The organism is Candidatus Woesearchaeota archaeon (genome assembly GCA_021735165.1).
Taxonomy (GTDB): domain Archaea; phylum Nanobdellota; class Nanobdellia; order Woesearchaeales; family 21-14-0-10-32-9; genus JAIPET01.
Map to the genome: position 1 here is coordinate 1 of JAIPHP010000023.1, position 18,896 is coordinate 18,896.

16 protein-coding genes are annotated in these 18,896 nt (G+C 31.5%); 3 read left to right on the plus strand and 13 right to left on the minus strand.

What is annotated here, in order from left to right; genetic code table 11:
* Window positions 1–130: 130 nt before the first annotated feature.
* From K9L97_05405 to K9L97_05415, 3 genes are read right to left on the minus strand one after another with little or no spacing between them, the layout of a single operon-like run.
* Window positions 131–1,465, minus strand: coding sequence for a hypothetical protein (locus tag K9L97_05405; protein ID MCF7872442.1), 1,335 nt, complete (start codon window positions 1,463–1,465; stop codon window positions 131–133).
* Window positions 1,466–1,495: 30 nt separating this feature from the next.
* Window positions 1,496–2,554 (minus strand): UDP-N-acetylglucosamine 2-epimerase (non-hydrolyzing), encoded by a 1,059-nt coding sequence (gene wecB, locus K9L97_05410; protein ID MCF7872443.1) that lies wholly within the window; start codon window positions 2,552–2,554, stop codon window positions 1,496–1,498.
* A gap of 32 nt (window positions 2,555–2,586) precedes the next feature.
* Window positions 2,587–3,987: a flippase gene (locus K9L97_05415; GenBank protein MCF7872444.1), complete on the minus strand. Its 1,401-nt coding sequence runs from the start codon at window positions 3,985–3,987 to the stop codon at window positions 2,587–2,589.
* A 39-nt stretch (window positions 3,988–4,026) separates the two neighbouring features.
* On the opposite strand from K9L97_05415, the gene K9L97_05420 reads away from it, so the two are divergent.
* From K9L97_05420 to K9L97_05430, 3 genes are all read left to right on the plus strand, one after another.
* Window positions 4,027–4,461: an adenylyltransferase/cytidyltransferase family protein gene (locus K9L97_05420; GenBank protein MCF7872445.1), complete on the plus strand. Its 435-nt coding sequence runs from the start codon at window positions 4,027–4,029 to the stop codon at window positions 4,459–4,461.
* Between the two features lie 140 nt (window positions 4,462–4,601).
* Window positions 4,602–5,561, plus strand: coding sequence for an ORF6N domain-containing protein (locus K9L97_05425; GenBank protein MCF7872446.1), 960 nt, complete (start codon window positions 4,602–4,604; stop codon window positions 5,559–5,561).
* A 525-nt stretch (window positions 5,562–6,086) separates the two neighbouring features.
* Window positions 6,087–11,207: a tandem-95 repeat protein gene (locus tag K9L97_05430; GenBank protein MCF7872447.1), complete on the plus strand. Its 5,121-nt coding sequence runs from the start codon at window positions 6,087–6,089 to the stop codon at window positions 11,205–11,207.
* A 68-nt stretch (window positions 11,208–11,275) separates the two neighbouring features.
* Here K9L97_05430 and K9L97_05435 read toward each other — a convergent pair whose 3' ends face one another.
* From K9L97_05435 to K9L97_05480, 10 genes are all read right to left on the minus strand, one after another.
* Complete coding sequence (locus K9L97_05435; GenBank protein ID MCF7872448.1) at window positions 11,276–11,914, minus strand: protein-L-isoaspartate(D-aspartate) O-methyltransferase; 639 nt, start codon at window positions 11,912–11,914, stop codon at window positions 11,276–11,278.
* A 219-nt stretch (window positions 11,915–12,133) separates the two neighbouring features.
* Window positions 12,134–12,916, minus strand: coding sequence for an SEC-C domain-containing protein (locus K9L97_05440; protein MCF7872449.1), 783 nt, complete (start codon window positions 12,914–12,916; stop codon window positions 12,134–12,136).
* Window positions 12,913–13,491, minus strand: a complete 579-nt coding sequence (locus K9L97_05445) for a plasmid pRiA4b ORF-3 family protein (protein MCF7872450.1) — start codon at window positions 13,489–13,491, stop codon at window positions 12,913–12,915. The genes K9L97_05440 and K9L97_05445 overlap by 4 nt, the downstream gene beginning before the upstream one ends.
* Before the next feature lie 295 nt (window positions 13,492–13,786).
* Window positions 13,787–14,428: a hypothetical protein gene (locus tag K9L97_05450; GenBank protein ID MCF7872451.1), complete on the minus strand. Its 642-nt coding sequence runs from the start codon at window positions 14,426–14,428 to the stop codon at window positions 13,787–13,789.
* Window positions 14,429–14,492: 64 nt separating this feature from the next.
* Complete coding sequence (locus K9L97_05455) at window positions 14,493–14,903, minus strand: hypothetical protein (protein ID MCF7872452.1); 411 nt, start codon at window positions 14,901–14,903, stop codon at window positions 14,493–14,495.
* 60 nt (window positions 14,904–14,963) lie between these two features.
* Window positions 14,964–15,413 (minus strand): hypothetical protein, encoded by a 450-nt coding sequence (locus K9L97_05460; protein MCF7872453.1) that lies wholly within the window; start codon window positions 15,411–15,413, stop codon window positions 14,964–14,966.
* A 131-nt stretch (window positions 15,414–15,544) separates the two neighbouring features.
* The gene (locus K9L97_05465; protein ID MCF7872454.1) at window positions 15,545–16,555 is read right to left on the minus strand and encodes a hydroxyacid dehydrogenase; all 1,011 of its coding nucleotides are present in this window, start codon (window positions 16,553–16,555) and stop codon (window positions 15,545–15,547) included.
* 37 nt (window positions 16,556–16,592) lie between these two features.
* Window positions 16,593–16,868: a ferredoxin gene (locus K9L97_05470; GenBank protein ID MCF7872455.1), complete on the minus strand. Its 276-nt coding sequence runs from the start codon at window positions 16,866–16,868 to the stop codon at window positions 16,593–16,595.
* Between the two features lie 13 nt (window positions 16,869–16,881).
* On the minus strand, window positions 16,882–17,394 hold the full coding sequence (locus tag K9L97_05475) for a DJ-1/PfpI family protein (GenBank protein ID MCF7872456.1): 513 nt from the start codon (window positions 17,392–17,394) through the stop codon (window positions 16,882–16,884).
* Between the two features lie 158 nt (window positions 17,395–17,552).
* Window positions 17,553–18,689, minus strand: a complete 1,137-nt coding sequence (locus K9L97_05480) for a hypothetical protein (GenBank protein ID MCF7872457.1) — start codon at window positions 18,687–18,689, stop codon at window positions 17,553–17,555.
* Window positions 18,690–18,896: the final 207 nt, after the last annotated feature.

The following is an 18,896-nucleotide window of genomic DNA, read 5'->3' on the forward strand; positions in this document are numbered from 1 at the left end:
TTCAAAACTATATTGTCCACAGTCAAGGTGAATGGAGTTTACCTGATAATAAGCTTCCCGCTTACTATCAACAAAGGAAAATCAGCTCCTTTGCCTAAGCTGGATACCCCGTACTTCAGTGCGGGGAGGTTCATTTTATTTCTTTAATTTTAGATATTATAAATCTTCTCTTACCTGATTTAGACAAATTTATTTTATTGACAATTTGTAAATTTATTTTTATTTCTTTACCTACTACGAATTTCAATTTTTTTATCAATATTTTCTTTTCTTTCTCATCAAACTTTTTGTTTACAATCAGCTTTACCACGAGTAGATTTTCCATTTCTTGAATTATTTGAAATTGATTTATTGAATCGAACCATTCGAACAGATTTGTGAAATGATGAACTATTAAATTTTCTCCATTAGGTTTTTTTATTATATCGCAATCTCTTCCATATATTTTTTTTATTCTGGGAAGAGTTATTCCACAATTGCATTTTTTCCAAGTTATTTGTTTTCCTAAATCTCCCACTTCATATCTTATAAACGGCATGCTTTTATTAAGCAAATCTGTTATAAGGATATTTTTGTTTACAATTTCTAGAAATCCTGTTTCTATAGATATGTGGTAACCTTGATGTTCTTTACATTCAGCAGCGTAAACCGATGAGTCTCTGCCGCCATATTGATCAAATACTTTACATCCAAATGCTTTTTCTATTGTTTTTCTATATTCTGGATAAAGACTATCTCCCGTACTTATTATTGCTTGGGGAGAATTTATTTTTATTTTGTTATCTGTTATATATTTTGCAAATACGTAAAGTGCAGATGCATATCCTCTTAAAAAATATTTTTTATCTTTTTTTATCTTATTAACATAGTTATTTAATTGAGTTTTGTTTAAATCTAATGCAGATAAAGTCTCAAAATTTAGTAAGTAGTTTTTTATTATATTAATTAGTTTTTTACTACTTTTTAAATCTTCAGGATGGGCCCAAAGATTGTACATTTTATCTCCAAACTTCCATCCGGTCCATTCCCAGGACCTAAAAACTGCGGCAGTTATTTTGTGAAATGCTTCATTATCTCTAATGAAAAATAAAGGTTCTCCTGTGGAACCGCCTGTATTCCATTTTTTTGATTTAGGTGCATTTTTTGATATTAATTGATTGTAATTGTTTTTTATGGTTCGTTTTGATAATGTCGGAAATTTTTTTATTTGTTCATAAAGTCTTCGTTCATCATATTTTAAGTTTGTATTTTTTATTAGTGTTTTATAGTGTGTGTTGTTATGAGTTGAGAAAGAAAGTAGAGCACTTAACTTTTTGTTTAATTTAGTTTTTATTAGATTCTCTGATTCGTATTGAGATGTATTTAACTTTCTAATTTCATTTTTAAGATTAAAATATTTTCCTTCAAAAAATAGAGTTCCCAAACCATAAAGGGTGCAATAAAATGTCTTTCTGAATGTTTTCATAGAGAGGATACTCGGTATCTTTTTATATATTTATTGTATCAATTTATTGATTTTCTCGAGAATTTTTGGCGCTGTATTTCCGTCCCACAAGGGGATGCTTTCTCCTCTTTTAGGTGGAGTTTTTATTTTTTTTAATAATTCATCGAAATCAGAGATTAAAATATTTGTTCCTTTTGTTATTGTTATAGGTCTTTCAGTACTGTCTCTTATTGTATAACAAGGTATTTTCAAGTAACTTGTTTCTTCTTGTATTCCTCCTGAGTCTGTAATTACTCCTTTTGATTTGGCAATCAAAGATATAAATTCTGAATATTTCATGGGGTCTATTATTTCTATTTTATTGTTGAATTTAGATAAAAGCTTAAGTTCAGAAAGCATTTTTTTTGTTCTAGGGTGTAGGGGCAATATTATTTTTTTATCTTTACTTATCGTGTTGAATGCATTTATCATGTTTTTTAAGAAAATTTCTTTTTTCAAGTTTTCTTGTCTGTGAATTGTAGCTACAAAATAGTCTTGTTTGTTATTCAAATTTATGTTGTTTTTCTGAATTGTATGTGTGAGGCTATCAATCATCACATTTCCTACAAAGAATATTTTTTCTGGACTTATTGTTTCATTTTTTAAATTTATTAAACCTGATTCTTCTGTAACAAAAAGATAATCTGAAATGTTATCAACAAGTATTCTATTGTGTTCTTCTTGCATATTTTTATCGAAACTTCTTAATCCTGCTTCTATATGTGCTATTTTTACATTATTTTTTAAACTACATATTGCTGCAGATAATGTTGAGTTTATGTCTCCTACAACAACGCATAAATCTGGTTTATGTTCCAATATTATATCGTCTAATTTAATTATTGTTTGGCCAATTTGTTTTGCAGGTGTTAAACCACCGACATTTAAATTATAATCGGGTTCTGGAATTTCCAAATCTTCAAATAAATCAGAAGAAATATTTTTATCATAATGTTGTCCTGTGTGGACCAAAAGATAATTTATGTTTTCGTATTTTTTACATGCTCTTATAAGCGGAGCTATTTTAACAAAATTAGGTCTCGCGCCGACTATAAACAAAATTTTTTTCATTCTTTTTTTCTTTTTTTATAATCTTTATATACTTATGTATTTCTTTGATTTATTAGTTTGAAATATGTTATTGTTGAAATAGAAAATACTGCTATTTCGCTTAATGTTGTTGCAATTGCAGCGCCTAGATAACTAAAATTAGGAATCAATAAAAAATTCAATGAAATATTTATGATTGCTCCTAAAAGGATTATTCCGAAATACTTCAATTGGTTATTTGATGCTTTCAAATAATTTCCGAATATTAATCTTGTGTATAAAAATGGCAGTGATATTAATAAAATTCTAAAAGGAACGTAGCTTTGAGAAAATTCAGATCCTATGATTTGGAATATTATTTTATCCATTAAAAGGCTTATAATTATTGCAAATATGGATATTCCTATATTTATTATTATTGTTTTATTAATTAATTTTTTGACTTGGGATTTACTTGTTTTTGTAATTCTTGAAATCGCAGGAAACGATGCGCTTGCTAATATACCTCCTAATGCATAAAGTAAGAGGAGTATTTTTACAGAGACTGAATAAATGCCGATTAGATCGAATGATACAAACAGTGCAAGTATTGAAATATCTATATATGTGTATAGTGCATTAACTAATATGCTCAATGCGAAGGGCCAGCTTTCTTTTATTAGTTCATATGTTTGTTTAAATTCAAGTAATGTATTTGAGAAATTTGTTTTTTTTAGCACAAGATATGCAATAATTACTAGGGTTATTAAAGACGCAGCAATATAAGATAAAAATATAAAATTAATCGTTGAATTTATTGTGGTTATTGCAGCTATTGATCCAATTAACAGTGTCGCGTATAAAATTTTTCCAATGGCTACAAAATGCATTTTTTCAAGTCCTTGACTTATATATAAAACATATTCAGAAAAATTTTGAATTATGGTCCAGGTAAATGCTAATAGTACAAAAGCAAAAAGTTCTATAGGGTATCCGATTATAAAATAAATTCCACTTCCTAAAATTACTGCAGTCGCTGACAGGATTAGCTTTATTTGGGTGATTGTAATTAAATTGTTATTTAAAAAAAATTTGTTTTTTGCTATTTCTCTAATTGAATATGTTGACAATCCAAAATCAATAAGTACAGAAAATAGTGTTGCGAATGAAATTGCGAAATTGAATTGTCCGTACTTTAACGCTCCTAAAATATTTGCAATTAGTACTGTTGTTAAAAATAATAGTATTTTATTTGATATTTCTGCCAAGAACAACCAAAACGTATTCTTCATTATTGTTTGCTGCGTTGTTTTATTTTCAAACAAAAACTCTTTTCCAAACTTAATTAGTCCTTTTTCTTTTATTCCTGTCTTTATGTATTTGAAGAGTTCTTTCAACTTATTTTTGCCCCTAACGCCTTTTGTTTTTTGTGTTCTTCTTTTATTTATTTTAAAGCTTTCCTTAATTTTCACCAAAAATATTAAATACCTCTTCTCCAAAAGTTCTATTTCAAAGTGAAAATATCAATAATCTCAGGCGGTTTTGACCCAGTCCATAAAGGCCATATCAGAATGTTCAAGGCAGCAAAAGCTTTAGCAGACAAAACAGTTTGTATCTTAAACAATAATAATTGGCTTAAAGCCAAAAAAGACTTCGTCTTCATGGATGAAGAAGAAAGAAAGGAAATCTTAGAAGCAATAAGGTACATAGACGAAGTATTAATAACCAGTCACAAGCCAAACGACGAAAACAAAAGTGTTTGCAACGAATTATCTTTAATAAAACAAAAGTATCCAAATCACCACCTAATCTTCGCCAACGGCGGTGATAGAAAAGCAGATAACATCCCTGAATATCAACTTTGTAATAAATTAAACATAGAAATGGTTTTCAACGTAGGCGGAGAGAAAGCGCAGTCCAGTTCTGATTTAACAAAAAACCGCAAATAATAACAAGTCAACCAGTAATATTTTCGATAAGCTCTGAAACAACTAAATTCAGTCATTTCAGCATTTCCAATCAAACTTCTTTATAAGCACTGGTCAAGTATTAACAAAATGTATTTATAAAAAATTAATTCTCAAAGAATATGCAAAACGATCTAATTCCTGAAGAACAAATCAAAAGCAAAATTTATGAGATAAGAGGTCAAAAAGTAATGCTTGACACAGACCTAGCAGAACTTTACAGTGTAGAAACTAAAGCTTTTAATCAAGCTGTAAAAAGAAATAAGGAAAGATTTCCTGAAAATTTTATGTTCCAATTAACTGAGAAAGAGTACGAAAACTTGAGGTCACAAACTGTGACCTCAAGATCTGATGATTCTTTAAGGTCGCAAATTGCGATCTTAGAAAAAGAAAAGTTGAGGTCGCAAAATGCGACCTCAAGATCAAGACATGGGGGAAGGAGATATTTGCCGTATGCATTCACAGAGCAAGGAGTTTCTATGCTTTCGGCTGTTTTAAGAAGCAAAACAGCAATACAAGTCAGCATTAAAATAATTAATGCATTTGTTGAAATGAGGAGATTTCTAAGCCAAAACCCGGGTATCTTACTAAAAGTTAATGACTTAGAAAGAAAGCAAATAGAATTTGAATTTACAACAAACAAGAACTTTGAAAGAGTATTTAATTTAATTCAGGAAAAAGACATTAAACCAGATAAAAAAATATTTTTTGAAGGGAAAAATTTTGATGCATATATCTTTGTTTCAAATCTAATAAAATCAGCTAGTAAAGAAATAATCTTAATAGATAATTTTGTTGATGAAACAACACTAACAATCCTTTCAAAAAGAAAAAAAGGCGTAAAAGCAATTATTCTCACAAAAAACTTAACAAAACAATTAATGTTAGATTTAAAGAAACATAATGAACAACACGAAACTATAGAAATTAAAGAATTCAAAAAATCTCATGACCGATTCTTAATATTAGATAAAAAAGAAATTTACCACGTAGGCGCTTCATTAAAGGACCTTGGAAAGAAATGGTTTGCTTTCTCAAAATTCAAAGAAGAAACATTAGAAATGCTAAAACAAATAATTTGAAGATATTCTAATCTTGGAAGAGAAACGATGAGGGCAGCAGATAAGGTAATTCACTTAGATGAAATTTTCGGAAAAATTACGATGAAAAATTCGTAAAATATAAATAGTATATTGCATTTCATTTATTTGTTGGTAACGGTCAGGAAGTGCGGAGCCTTATACCGGTTTGCTTCCTGCCATGCGTTTGTTTCTAAAGGTGTCGAATTCGATACGGTTAAAATTTAGGTATCGCAATTTGCGATATCCAATTCCGGATAACCCTCATAAACATAGTTTATGGGGCGCCAGAAAACAAGTTTTCGGATAAATTCACAAGTCAATTAGTAATCTTTTCGATATTCTTTAATTCAGCCAAATTCCTCATTCTCAGCAAATACTGCGAAAAAACTCTAAAAAAACAAGACCTATTAATCATTAATGAGTGAAAAATAAAAATATATGCTTATCTATATTAAAACAAAATAAATCAAAAAACTTTATAAAGAAAGAATTGATTTATAATGCAGAAGCTATATTGCTTGGGGTTTGAATTTGAAAAAAGGTGAATTAAAAACCAGAATAATAAGTGTAGGTATAGTACTAATAGTTCTGGCATTAGTAATATTCCCAAGTTTTGGTTCGGCAGTTCTCGTAAATTTATTAACAGATAAAACAACATATCAAGATTCTGATGATTTAGTAACTTTTAATGTAAGCATAGACATAGATGATTCAGAACTCGTGCCAATACAAAATATAACCTTATACATTAATGATACGCTAAAAACATGCTCATTCTACGTAAACGGAACCATTCTAAACGGTTGTTCAAACATTCAAATACCCTATGTATACGTTGATATTTCATCATACGATTACGGATATGGATATGGGGCAGACTATAACAGTATAGGAACTAACTTTGGATATGGATATGGATATGGAGGAACAGGCCTAACAGGATACACAGGAGAACTAAGATATATAATAGAATGGAACATAACCGCAGAAAACCTAACAAACGGACAGTACGGCGCAGAAATACAAGTATACGCACTAAATGGAGCAACTTTTTATGTTTATGAACAAGCATCAATAAACACATTTACTGTGAACAAATCAACACAGTCAAACACAGCTCCAGTAATAACACCAATACAAAATCAAGAAGCAATAGAAGACCAATTATTCACATACCAAGCAACAGCATCAGACACAGACGGAGACATAATAACATATTCCTTAACAAATGAACCTGCAGGAATGACAATAAATACAACCTCGGGACTAATAACCTGGACACCAAATAATGCACAAGCACTAGCACAGGACGGAATATACGCAGTATCTGTAACTGCTTCAGATTCACAGTTAACAGATACAAAGAACTTTACAATAACAGTAACCCAAGTAAATGATGCACCAACAATATCAGGAATTCCAGATCTTCCAACAAACCAAACAATAAATGTAACAGAAGACATAGACTATACGCTAAACGTAACACCATACATTTTAGATATAGATACAAATACGTCCTTATTAACAATAAGCACAAGCTCGAGCTATGCAACAATAAACGATAAAATAATAACTTTCAACTATCCAAATGGAATAACAAGTGAAGAAGTAAGAATTACAGTAAGCGATAGTCAACTAACAGCATCAGACAATATAACAGTAACAATAGTTCCTGTAAATGACACGCCTACAACCCCGACAATAGACTTAACACCAGACTCACCAGATGTAGATGAAGATTTAACATGTTCAATAACTGAAGCAAGCACAGATGTAGACTCAGAAACAATATATTACAATTACACGTGGAAAGTAAATGGAGCAATACAATTCTCAAACACAACAACAAGCATCTCAACAACTCTTGATTCTTCAAACACAGGAACAAACCAAAACTGGTCTTGTGAAGTATATGCATATGATGGATCATTAACTTCAAGCACAACTTCTGATTTAGTACAAATAAACCACACAGCACCAACAGATCTTGATACTGTGGATGTAATACCTAATGTGGCAAGAACAAACTCAACACTAACATGTTTTGTAAATGGTTCAAACACAAATAACTATGTATACCAATGGAAGCAAAATGGTGTTCTAACAAATCACACAACACAAAACATAACTTCTGGAAATTTATCAGTAGGAGATACATGGATATGCATAGCAAGAGCATACGATAATATATCATACTCAGCACCAGCATCCGATGAAGTAACAATAATAAACACAAAACCAATAATCAGTTCACCAACACCAAGCACAACAACCACAACAACAAGTGAAGGAACACCGAAATCATTCTCAATAACCACATCAGATATAGATTCACAAACAATATCTACTACTTGGTATAAAGGAACAACTGTTGTAGCAACAGGAAACTCATATACATTCCCAGCATCTTATACGAGTGCAGGAACGCACACAATAAAAGCAATAGTTTCAGATGGACTGTTAACAACAGAAAGAACATGGACTTTAACAGTAACTGATACAAACAGAAATGCATCAATAGAAACAATCGGAGCACAATCCTGCGACGAAAGAAGCAATTGCCAAATACAAATATCAGCAACAGACCCAGACTCAGACAACACTATAAAATACTATGACAATTCAACACTATTCACAATCAATCCAACTACTGGTCTAATAAACTTCACACCAGAAAACGTGGCATCAACAACAAACCACCCAATAAGAATAACCGTTGTAGACAACGCAGGAGGATACGACACTCAAACATTTACTTTAACAATAAACAACGTGAACAGAAACCCAGTTCTTGACTCAATAGGAACAATAACTGCCGTAGAAAACAATGAATTCACATACACAGCTACAGGTTCAGACGTAGACGGGGACTCTTTAACATTTACAGATAACACCTCGTTATTCAACATAACAAGCGCAGGCATAATAACTTTTACACCAACACAAGGAAATGTAGGAAATCATTCCATAAGAATAACAGTTAGTGATGGAAATGGAGGAACTGATTACGAAGATATAACTGTAGCAGTTCTCAACACAAATAATGCGCCAACAATAACAACTAGCACGCCAACATCTTCAACACCAAGCATAGCAGAAGCAGAATCTCAACTATTCACTGTTACCGCAACAGATGTTGATGGTACAACTCCAAACATAAAATGGTACGTAAATGATACATTCAACAAAACAGGCTCAACATTTAATTTCACAACTGGCTACTTAAGCAAAGGAAATTACTTAGTAAAAGCAACAGTAGATGACGGATTAACAAGCACTAGCAGAACATGGACATTGATAGTAACTGATACAAACAGAGCTCCTGTAATAAGCTCAATAAGTAATGTGGATGTAGCAGAAGACTCAACTTTTACGTATACTGTTTCTGCTTCAGATCAAGACTCAGACAACACCTTAGTTTATTCAGACAATACATCCTTATTTAATATAGGCTTATTAAATGGAATAATAAGCTTTACACCAAATCAATCACAAATAGGAGTTCACGATGTAATAATTTATGTAGCTGATGGAACAACAAGATCAAGCACAACATTCACAATAAATGTGACTAATGTAAATGACGCTCCAGTATTGAACTTAATAGGAGGATTAACCGCAATAGAAAGTAGCACATTTACCTACACGGTTTCAGCGTCAGATCAAGATTCAAATACCTTAACATACTCAGATAATACGCCTTTATTTAATATAAATTCATCAACAGGAATAATAAGCTTTACACCAACATATCAAGATCAAGGAACATATCCTGTTAGAATATCTGTTAGTGATGGAAATGGAGGAACTGATTACGAAGATATAACTCTAACAGTTCTAAACGAAAACCAAGACCCTGTAATCACAACAACAAGTCCAATTGAAAATACGTCGATGAAAGAAGATAGTAGTACAACATTCAACGTTTCATACAATGATCCTGATGGAACAACTCCAGGAGTGACTTGGTACTTAGACGGATTTGTCGTAGCACAAGGAACGGACGAGTATACTTTTGAAGGAGACTTCACAGCTCAAGGAACAAACGCAGGAGAATACAATATAACTGTTGCAGTAAGTGATGGTTTATCAACAACGACATATGATTGGAACTTAACAGTTAATAGAACAAGAGACTCAGACATAGATAACATACCAGATTATAGGGATAATTGCCCATTAATATACAACCCAGATCAAACAGACCTTGACGGAAGCACAACAGAAGGATTACTGTGCGAAAACAATGCTGATGGAGACGAATTATTAGATGATGAAGATTTCCTTGAAGGAAACTCAGATAACATTGATAGCAACATAGAAAATCTAGGACTAAAAGTAGATAACAATGATGATACGAACAGACAAATAAACGATTCAAATGCAGTAACATTTACAATAACTGACTACAATACAACAACAGGAGCAGCAACAGAAAGAACAGTTGTAAATTTCACGTTTAACTTCACAAATAGTTCAAAATTAAACTTAGGAAATGTAAGTATAAGGAAACAAGCATCTGATGCAGACGCAGGAGAAGCAATAATCTCAGGCATAGACCTATCCTCACAAAACCAAACAAAAACCGTTTACGTTGACGATATAGATGAAACGAAAAATAGCATATGCATAAAAGACGCAGAAATAGCTTCTGTGAGACAAATAAGTGGAACTTGCACAGGGGATAATGAAACAAAACTAGCATGTAACCCTGCAGGTCACTCAAAAACTTTCCAAGGCAATACTTATACTTGCACAGACGAAGGATCTTACTTAAAAGTAGAAGGATTAGTACACTCAGGAGTACTAGAAGATACTTGCACATCATCTTGGACATGCGATTCATGGTCAACATGCAGCTCAGGAAGTCAAACATGCGCGTCATGGACAGATTCAAATAACTGCGGAAGAACATATACGGGTTCAAACACGAGAAGTTGCAGTACTTCAGACACAGGTTCAGGTTCATTAACAATAGACTCTGATATACCTGAAAAAGCAGGTTTAACTTGGGTGCATATATACTTAGGAGAAGAAAAGATATTTGATGTAAATAATGATAATTTATTTGTCACAACAATTAAATTCGTCGCTAACAAAGACCTTTCCTCAGTCAGAATGGTAATTACTGAAGTCTTAAACATAGAAAAACAACTACAAGGCAACGTGTATAAATATGTCTCAATTGATAAACAAAACATGGATAATGAAGACTTTAATAGTGCTTTAATCAATTTCAAAGTAGCCAAAACTTGGCTTTCAAGTAACAAACTAAAAACTTCAGAAATAGCACTTTATAGACTAACAGATACTTGGAGTGAACTTCCAACAACATTTGTTTCACAAGACGGCGATTATGCTTATTATACAGCAGAAACTCCTGGTTTTAGCTATTTTGCAGTAAGCATAAAAGGAGAAACTCCTGGAACTACAAAGCCAGTTGTTGCAATAAATGAAACAGCTCCTTTTACAGATGAAATAATAGACGGACTTGTAGATGATGATTCGTTTGTAGATAATAAAGGCACAATACAGGTTCCATCTGAAAAAAGCAACGTTTGGTGGAACGTACTAATATTTGTCGTTTTCTTAGTAATTATTGCAGGAATAATAAGCTATATAATTTTCAGATCTAAAAGAGATTAAATAAATTTGTTCTTTTACCATTGAATTAATTTGTGTAAGAATTTTAATAGTTTAATTTTAATTCATACTTATATTTCAAAACCATTCTTTCCTAAAACCGGAACAAAACTAACATCATCATGCTCTTGAATCTGAAGACCTTGAGGTGTTTTTCTTGCTCTTATTATTTTCTGCTTCATCCTTGTACCTATGGGCGCAATTATTATTCCATTGGTTCTGGTCTGCTGAATTATTTCTTCAGGAATTTTTGGAAGCGCAGCAGTAATAATGACTTTATCAAAAGGATAATAATGAATTGCACCTATGCTTCCATCTCCAACAATCACTTTAGCATTTTTTATACCTGTTCTTTTAAGGTTTTGATTCGCTTTTTGCGCGAACTCAGGTATTCTTTCTATGCCAATAACTTTTCCTGACAACCTTGCTAATACTGCTGTTGTGTATCCTAATCCAGTTCCTATATGTAAAACTTTATCAGTTCTTCTAGGTTCTGATAAATCTATCATTTTTGCAACTACATAAGGCTGTGAACATGTTTGTCCTTGACCTACAGGAATTGCAAAGTCTCCGTAAGCCATAGGTCTTGAAATATCTGGTATGAATTCGTGTCTTGGTAATATTCTCATAACTTCAAGTAAATAAGGGTTTTGTATGCCTCTTTTTTTTAATTGATAATCGACCATGGATTCTCTTTCTTGTTCATACATATACTTTATAAGGTATTCATAATTAATAAGCTTTTTGGATTTGGTATGTTATGGCAGAATCCTTGTGCTAGAAAAAAATGTTTTTTTGTACATTTAAGATAACTGTGTACTGTAGATGCTTTTAGTGTCTTTGCGTGCTAAACACGCTTTTTTAGTTTCTTAGCAGACTTAGAGCAGGGATTTTCATTATTTTGGATAATTTCATCCACTTTGTTAGAATTAGTCATTTTTAAGCTCCTTATTAAAGCAATCATCACATAGTTCTGCGTGCCAGTCTTTATTATGCGCAGATATTTTTTTATTGCATTTTCTGCAGTTATAATTCATTTCTTCATCATGTTTCATATGGATTGTTTTTTGTTTTTGTTCTATTTCCTTAGGGCTTAATGTTTCAGCAAAATATCTTTCTTCCCATAATTCTTCTTTTTTATATGCTTTGCCTGTTTCTTCAATATCTTTATCTAAGCAGCATTTTTTGTATTTTTTTTCTGAACCACAATGGCACGGTTCATTTCTTCCAAGTTTTTTCTTTTTTACATTTTTTATCTCGATATTTTTTTCAATTTCAAATATCTTTTTAGGATTATGAAATTCTACATTATTTTCTTTTAAAATATTTGCAAAGGTCATTACATATTCTTTTTTCCCAGAAAAGAAAATTATTCCTTCCATGATTTCAGCTAAATAATCATCGCATAAAAAACCGTAAGAGATTGCCAGTTCATTATCAGAGTCATCATAAAAAATGCCCTTTTTCTCAGCTAAAAGAAAAAGATTTTTTTTAATTTCAGGCAAGCTCATTTTAATTATATCTTCAAAAACGCCATCAAATAGTCTTAGTACATTTAGCTCGGTATTTTTATTAAACTCAATGAATAATTTGATGAGTTTTTTATTATTTATAGGTTTGCCTAACAAAAATTCATCTTTAGTTTCAAGATAATAATCGAAGTCAAACTCCTCCTTAATTTCTTTGCATGTTTTACCTATCAGTTCATTCATTTTTGTACCCAATATCTCTTCCTACCATCGACTTTTTGAAGTTTGATGAGCTCTTTATTTATCTCTTCAACATTAAAGTGCTCAAAATCAAAATCCTCACCAAGCCATTCTTTAATCATATCGTTATATTCAGGGTGCTTTTTATTTTTTTTTATTTCCATAAGCCGATAGTATCCATTGTAACCTCCGCAATCTTCAGGTGGTCCTGCACGCTTGCCACTTATGCAGGTGGGAAAAAGATATGAATTATTGTTATCTAGAATTTTTTCAACTATCAATACATGCTCCCAAGTATCGCCAAAATCATATGTGTAATTAAATTTTTGCTTTAAAGATAGCTTATCCTTAAGTTTTATTTTTTTGGAATTGCTTTCGTTTTCTATAAATTTGTTTGATATACCAATTTGTTCATTATCAGTATAGAATGAGTAAAGATGGTAATTGCTCCAGCCCATAACAATTTGAATTGTTTCATGTAATTTGTCAAAGGTTATATTGTCTTTTACTAAAAATCTCCGCCATATTTTAGGAGTTATACTTTCAATTTCTGCTTTTATCTGAAGCACGTTTATCATTTTGACCTTTTTTAATTTTTTCTACATGCACTTTAAATTAACAAGGTGCTAATAATTTATTTATGTTTACAAAGTTCTTTATATTTATCATACATTTTTGAACTAATTTTCAAGGTGATGTTTTTTGATTCCATTTAACCCCTCAACTTATGAATAACTGTACATATTTATAATTATTGTTGTTTTTGAATTTTCTTATCCATCTTTTCTTGTTTTTTAAAGACTAAGAAATTAAAGATTTCTGATGTTCTAAAAAGCTTTACGTTTCGTAGCAGACTTAGAGCAGGGATTTTCATTATTTTATTAGTTGCAATTTAGCTGTTCCATAGAATTCTTTTGTTTGTTTGTTTTCTGTGTATGTACCTTGCGTTCTGAATATGTATATGCCTGATGTTGCATTCAGATTTATTTGATATGTGTGTGTTAAAGCTTCTTTTTGAGGTTCTAACTCCAGTATTTTTTGGCCTATTAAATCATATATTTCTGCTTTTTCTATGGTGGATTTGTAAGGCATTTGTATCTTTATACTTGTTTGATTGTTAAATGGATTAGGGTGTGTTTGTATTGTTTTGTTTATTATTGTAATCAAATTTTTTTGATCTTTTGTTTGGGATTTTTTTTCATATACTTTTTCATATATTTTATTCGCGTTTTTTTCTATTAGTTCGTTTTCGTCATAAATTATTATTTTTTGATTTTTGTATTTTTCAAGGTTTGTTTCAGGCTTTAAAATGTGCGTGGTGTCTTTAGGAGTTGTTTGCGTAGCAGAAAATAAGTATTCTTCAGGGTCTATTTTTGTTTTTTTAAGCGCATCTTCAGACAAATTTATTATTTTTGTTTCGTAATTTTGTAGAATCTTTTGCACTTTTTGAGCTATATTTGGTTCGTTTCCATTTCCAACCATAGTTGTTAGTCCTAGTAATAATTCTCCAAGCATGATTATTGTATAAATTTCTATATTAATATATTTTTCTATAATAAAATTAAAAAATAAGTATTTTTTATGCTTCTTCTAAGAATTCCGAGGCCATATAAGGGTCTTGTCCTCTGCTTCTAACTCTATTATGTTTCTTAAATGTGCTGTGCATTATTTGGTTTTGTATTGCTTGTGTACAGTTATTTATTGCTTGTTTTGGACCTATTCCTTGCGTTTTTGCATGAAATATTCCCCTATCTGTTATTAATTTCATTATTGCCGCATATTCAGGTATTCCTCTTAGTTTGGCTTTCCCAGGTTTTAATGATATTTCCAAATCTGAATTTTTTGTTATGCCGTAGTTTTTGCCTAAAAAACTCTTTATGGTCTTATCAATCTCCATTATTTGATGATTATTTACTGTGTTGCCTGAACACCTTAGCCTGTATTCAGCTTCATTTTCAAAATTATTTTTTTCATAGAATAAATATGTCATATAAACACCCCCTATATTCCTATTGATTCTCCAAATATATAAGTTTTATCGAAGATATTTCTATTTTTGTTGTAATATTTCTAAATTTTTGTATTTTGGTTCAAAAGATTGATCTGGCACCCAAGATTCTTGTTTTATAACTTGTTTTATAGGAGAAAATTCATGCTTTACTTGCAATCTGTTAAGTTTCCTTTTCAAAGAAGCTATTTGAGAAAAATTTTCAAAAACTAATTCTAATATAAATCCGTTATAATGCCTATACATGTTGTTTATCTTATTTGAGTATTTCTCAACAACAAAATACGAATTTTTACCCTCTAAAAAAACAAAAACTCTTTTTAACTTAAGACTTTCAAAATCAACCAAAGACACCATTTTTTTAATAAATGTATTTTCAAAACTATGAAGCTTATAATAAAGATTCGTAGTCGGAATTTTTAACGTTCTAGCAAGTTTTGCTATAGAACTCCTAGAATTTTTCCTCATAGTCCTTATTATATTTAAATCCATATTCTTACCAAGGAATAACTATTTAATAAGGTCATCGCCTTAGAATTCGGAATAGTTTCGGAAAAAAATAAAAATTATTTGACGCGTTTATTTAAAATCTAAAAAAATAGTTGTTTAACTCGCGTTTAAAATCACTTATTAACTTGATTCTTATAGCCTCTGTTTTCAACACAATCAAAAACATTATCTAAGGTCACATTCAAAATTCTTTCAAGCGCCTCTCTAGTATAAAATGCCAAATGCGGAGTTACAATAACATTCTCCATATCCATTAATATATGGTCTTCCAACATATCTCTTAACTGTTCATTTGACAAAGTGGACTGAGACTTAATAAGATCTCTCTCTTCCTTAATTAAGACTTCTCCTTCTAAAACATCAAGACCTGCTCCTTTAATCTTTCCAGTTTGTAAACCACGAATAAGTGCTCCTTCCTCAACTATTGGACCTCTTGAAGTATTAATAATAATCATTCCAGTTTTCATTTTGCCTATAGAGTCATCATTAATCAAATGTTTAGTTGATTCGAGCAAAGGAACATGAATCGTTATGACATCAGATCTTTTATACAATTCATCAAGAGAAACATATTCAAAACCTAACTCTTTATCCAAACCATTTTTTGGAAAAGCATCATAAGCAACAACATTCATTCCAAAACCATTAGCAATCCTAATAGAACACTGACCAATTCTCCCAGTACCAATAACGCCAATAGTCTTGCCTTTCAAATCAAAACCCATTAAACCATTAAAAGTAAAATCTCCTTGCAAAGTTCTAATATATCCTTTATGAATATTCTTAGATAAATTCAACAACAAACCAAACGCATGTTCTGCAACAGTATTATCACCATAAGCAGGAACGCTACATACAGGAATTCCTTTTTCTTTACAATAAGCAACATCAATATGATCAAAACCGGTGCTCATAGTAGCGATCATTTTCAAATTAGAAAATTTATCGATAATCTCCTTAGAAAACTTAGAATAAATAAACCCAACAGCGACCTCTATATCCTTAATTTCTTCAAAAGGAACCTCTGATAAAGGTACAGTATAATAATTTACCTCATGATTATGAATTCTCTGCGCTAAATAACCTTTTTCCCATTCTTCCAATTCAAAGAAAGCAACCTTCATATAAACACCTCTTTTTATAAGCTAAGCAACACGTTATTTAAATAAGTTTCTTTCCTGTTTTTTTATCAAAAATATGAATGCAATTAACAGGACAACACTGCGCAGCTTCCAAATTATTATCTAATTCATCAACTTCCTTAATAAAAACTTGATCGCCTTCCTTAACATCTACTAATCCGCCAATCAAATCAGCTTTATCACCAGCTTGCTTCCAACTTCCAGGCTCGGCAGCTAAACAAGCAAACGCGCCAATACATTCCTTCTTATGATAAACAATTCTATACCTTTTTCCTTCATAATTTTTCTCTGTCATTTAATCACCTAAATTAAGCACCTAAAAGCTTAACAATCATTTCTCTAAATTCAGTTGCGGCGTGAGGACCATTTGCAGTAACTAAATTACCATCAACCACAACATTCTTCTCAATAAAAACAACATTGTGCTTCCTAAACATTTCTTTAGCTTCAGAAGATGGATAAACAGTACAAGTTCTACCATCAATCACACCAAAACTAGCAAGAACCATAGGCCCTAAGCAAATAGCACCAAAAACTCTTTCATTATTATTCATAAAACTCATTAAGTCTCTTATCTTAGAATAACTCATTAAGGAAGGACTGTCAGGTCCACCTACAATGAAAGCACCAGCATAATCCTCAAATACAACTTCATCTATAGAAACAAAAGACTCAACAACTAAACCTTTGGACCCCTGACACTTGCCCTTTTTAGGACTAGCAATAACGACTTTGAATCCAGAATTCACCAAAATATTTTTAGGTTCCGTTAACTCCTCATCCCTAAAACCATTTTGGGAAATAATCATCAAAATTTTCATAAAACCACTCTCCAAAAAATTTATTAACAAACCTAAAAAAAATAAAAGCCTCAGCAGTTACTCGTTCTCATCACAATTCAGCCGGGAATAACTTCATCATCGACACAAATAAGGATTTGTGACTTTTCAAAAAATAAAATGAAAAAAACCCTAATAAATTATAGTATGTGTCTCTTCTTTAAATAAATTATTACTCCAGCACCCAAACCCGCAACAACCAAAATAACGCCCACTATGTAAACATAAACAGGAACTTTTTTCTTTAAAGGCTTAATAACTGGTTCATTATCATTAACTGAAGGAAGACCTCCATTTTCACCAGAGTCATCCTCGTAACCATTATTAGTGCCGGAACTTTCACTAGAAGGAGCTTGGTACGTATTTACAGAGGCACCAGAACTATCTTCACCAGGCATATTACTTCCCTGATCACTATACTCAATATACGTACAAGACTCAACAGTCTCAGGCATACTGCTATTAACACCACAATTATTCAAATCATTACAATTCCTAGTTCTAATACCTTCAGAAGAACAAATAGAATACTTAGAACAAACCCAAACAGGATTACAAACTCCAGAACCCCCTCCGCCTCCGCCACCACTATTGCTGGCAACACAAACATTATTTGTACAAACATTACTACTGCACTCAGCACTAGCACAGCAAAATTCCCCTGCAGACAAAGAACCCATACTTACACAAACATCATTACAACAAGTTCCCTGGCTATTAGAACAAAGAGTTCCATTAGCCAAATCAACACAAGAATTACCAGTATCTTCAGACTCTTCACTAATACACACACCATTGCTACAAACACCAATTTCTTGGTATCCATCATTTAAAAGACCGCTATCACAAGGCTCTCCTTCTAAACCAACAGGGTCAACAGAACAAGAATCATAATAACTATCAGTATAAATTGCTTCAACATAATCGCATTGAACTTCATTTTTATCTAAATCAGAATAAGTACAAATGCCTCTTAACAATTTCTCATTAATGACATCAATAGTAAAACAGCTATATTGAGAATCAGCTTCTACGCAATCCAAAACACAACCAGTACCTAAAACAAAAACGTCCTGACCAACCTCTACACAATCTTCTAAAATACTTCTAATATCATCTTCACTAATAAAATCATAAGGATTAACAATCTCGACAACATTCCCGAATTGATCAACACATTCCAAGGTTTCAGGGTTACAAGTAACATCAAAACTATCAGATGTACAACCCATTAAAACAAGCAATAAACCTGCTAATATTAAAAAAATACGTTTCATTATCCAAATATTAAATTAATATTATATAAATTTAACTCTCTTAAAAAATTTCCAAACTCAGCGCTAAACTGTGTTATCCCAAAACTATTTCCCTACGGAGAGTTAAATCAATGTATGAAACTCACAAGAGGGAAACTCATGGAAACAATTAGGCGAAAAAACGAGGGTGAAACTACTTATCAAGTTCGTAAAATTGCTGGCGTGAGT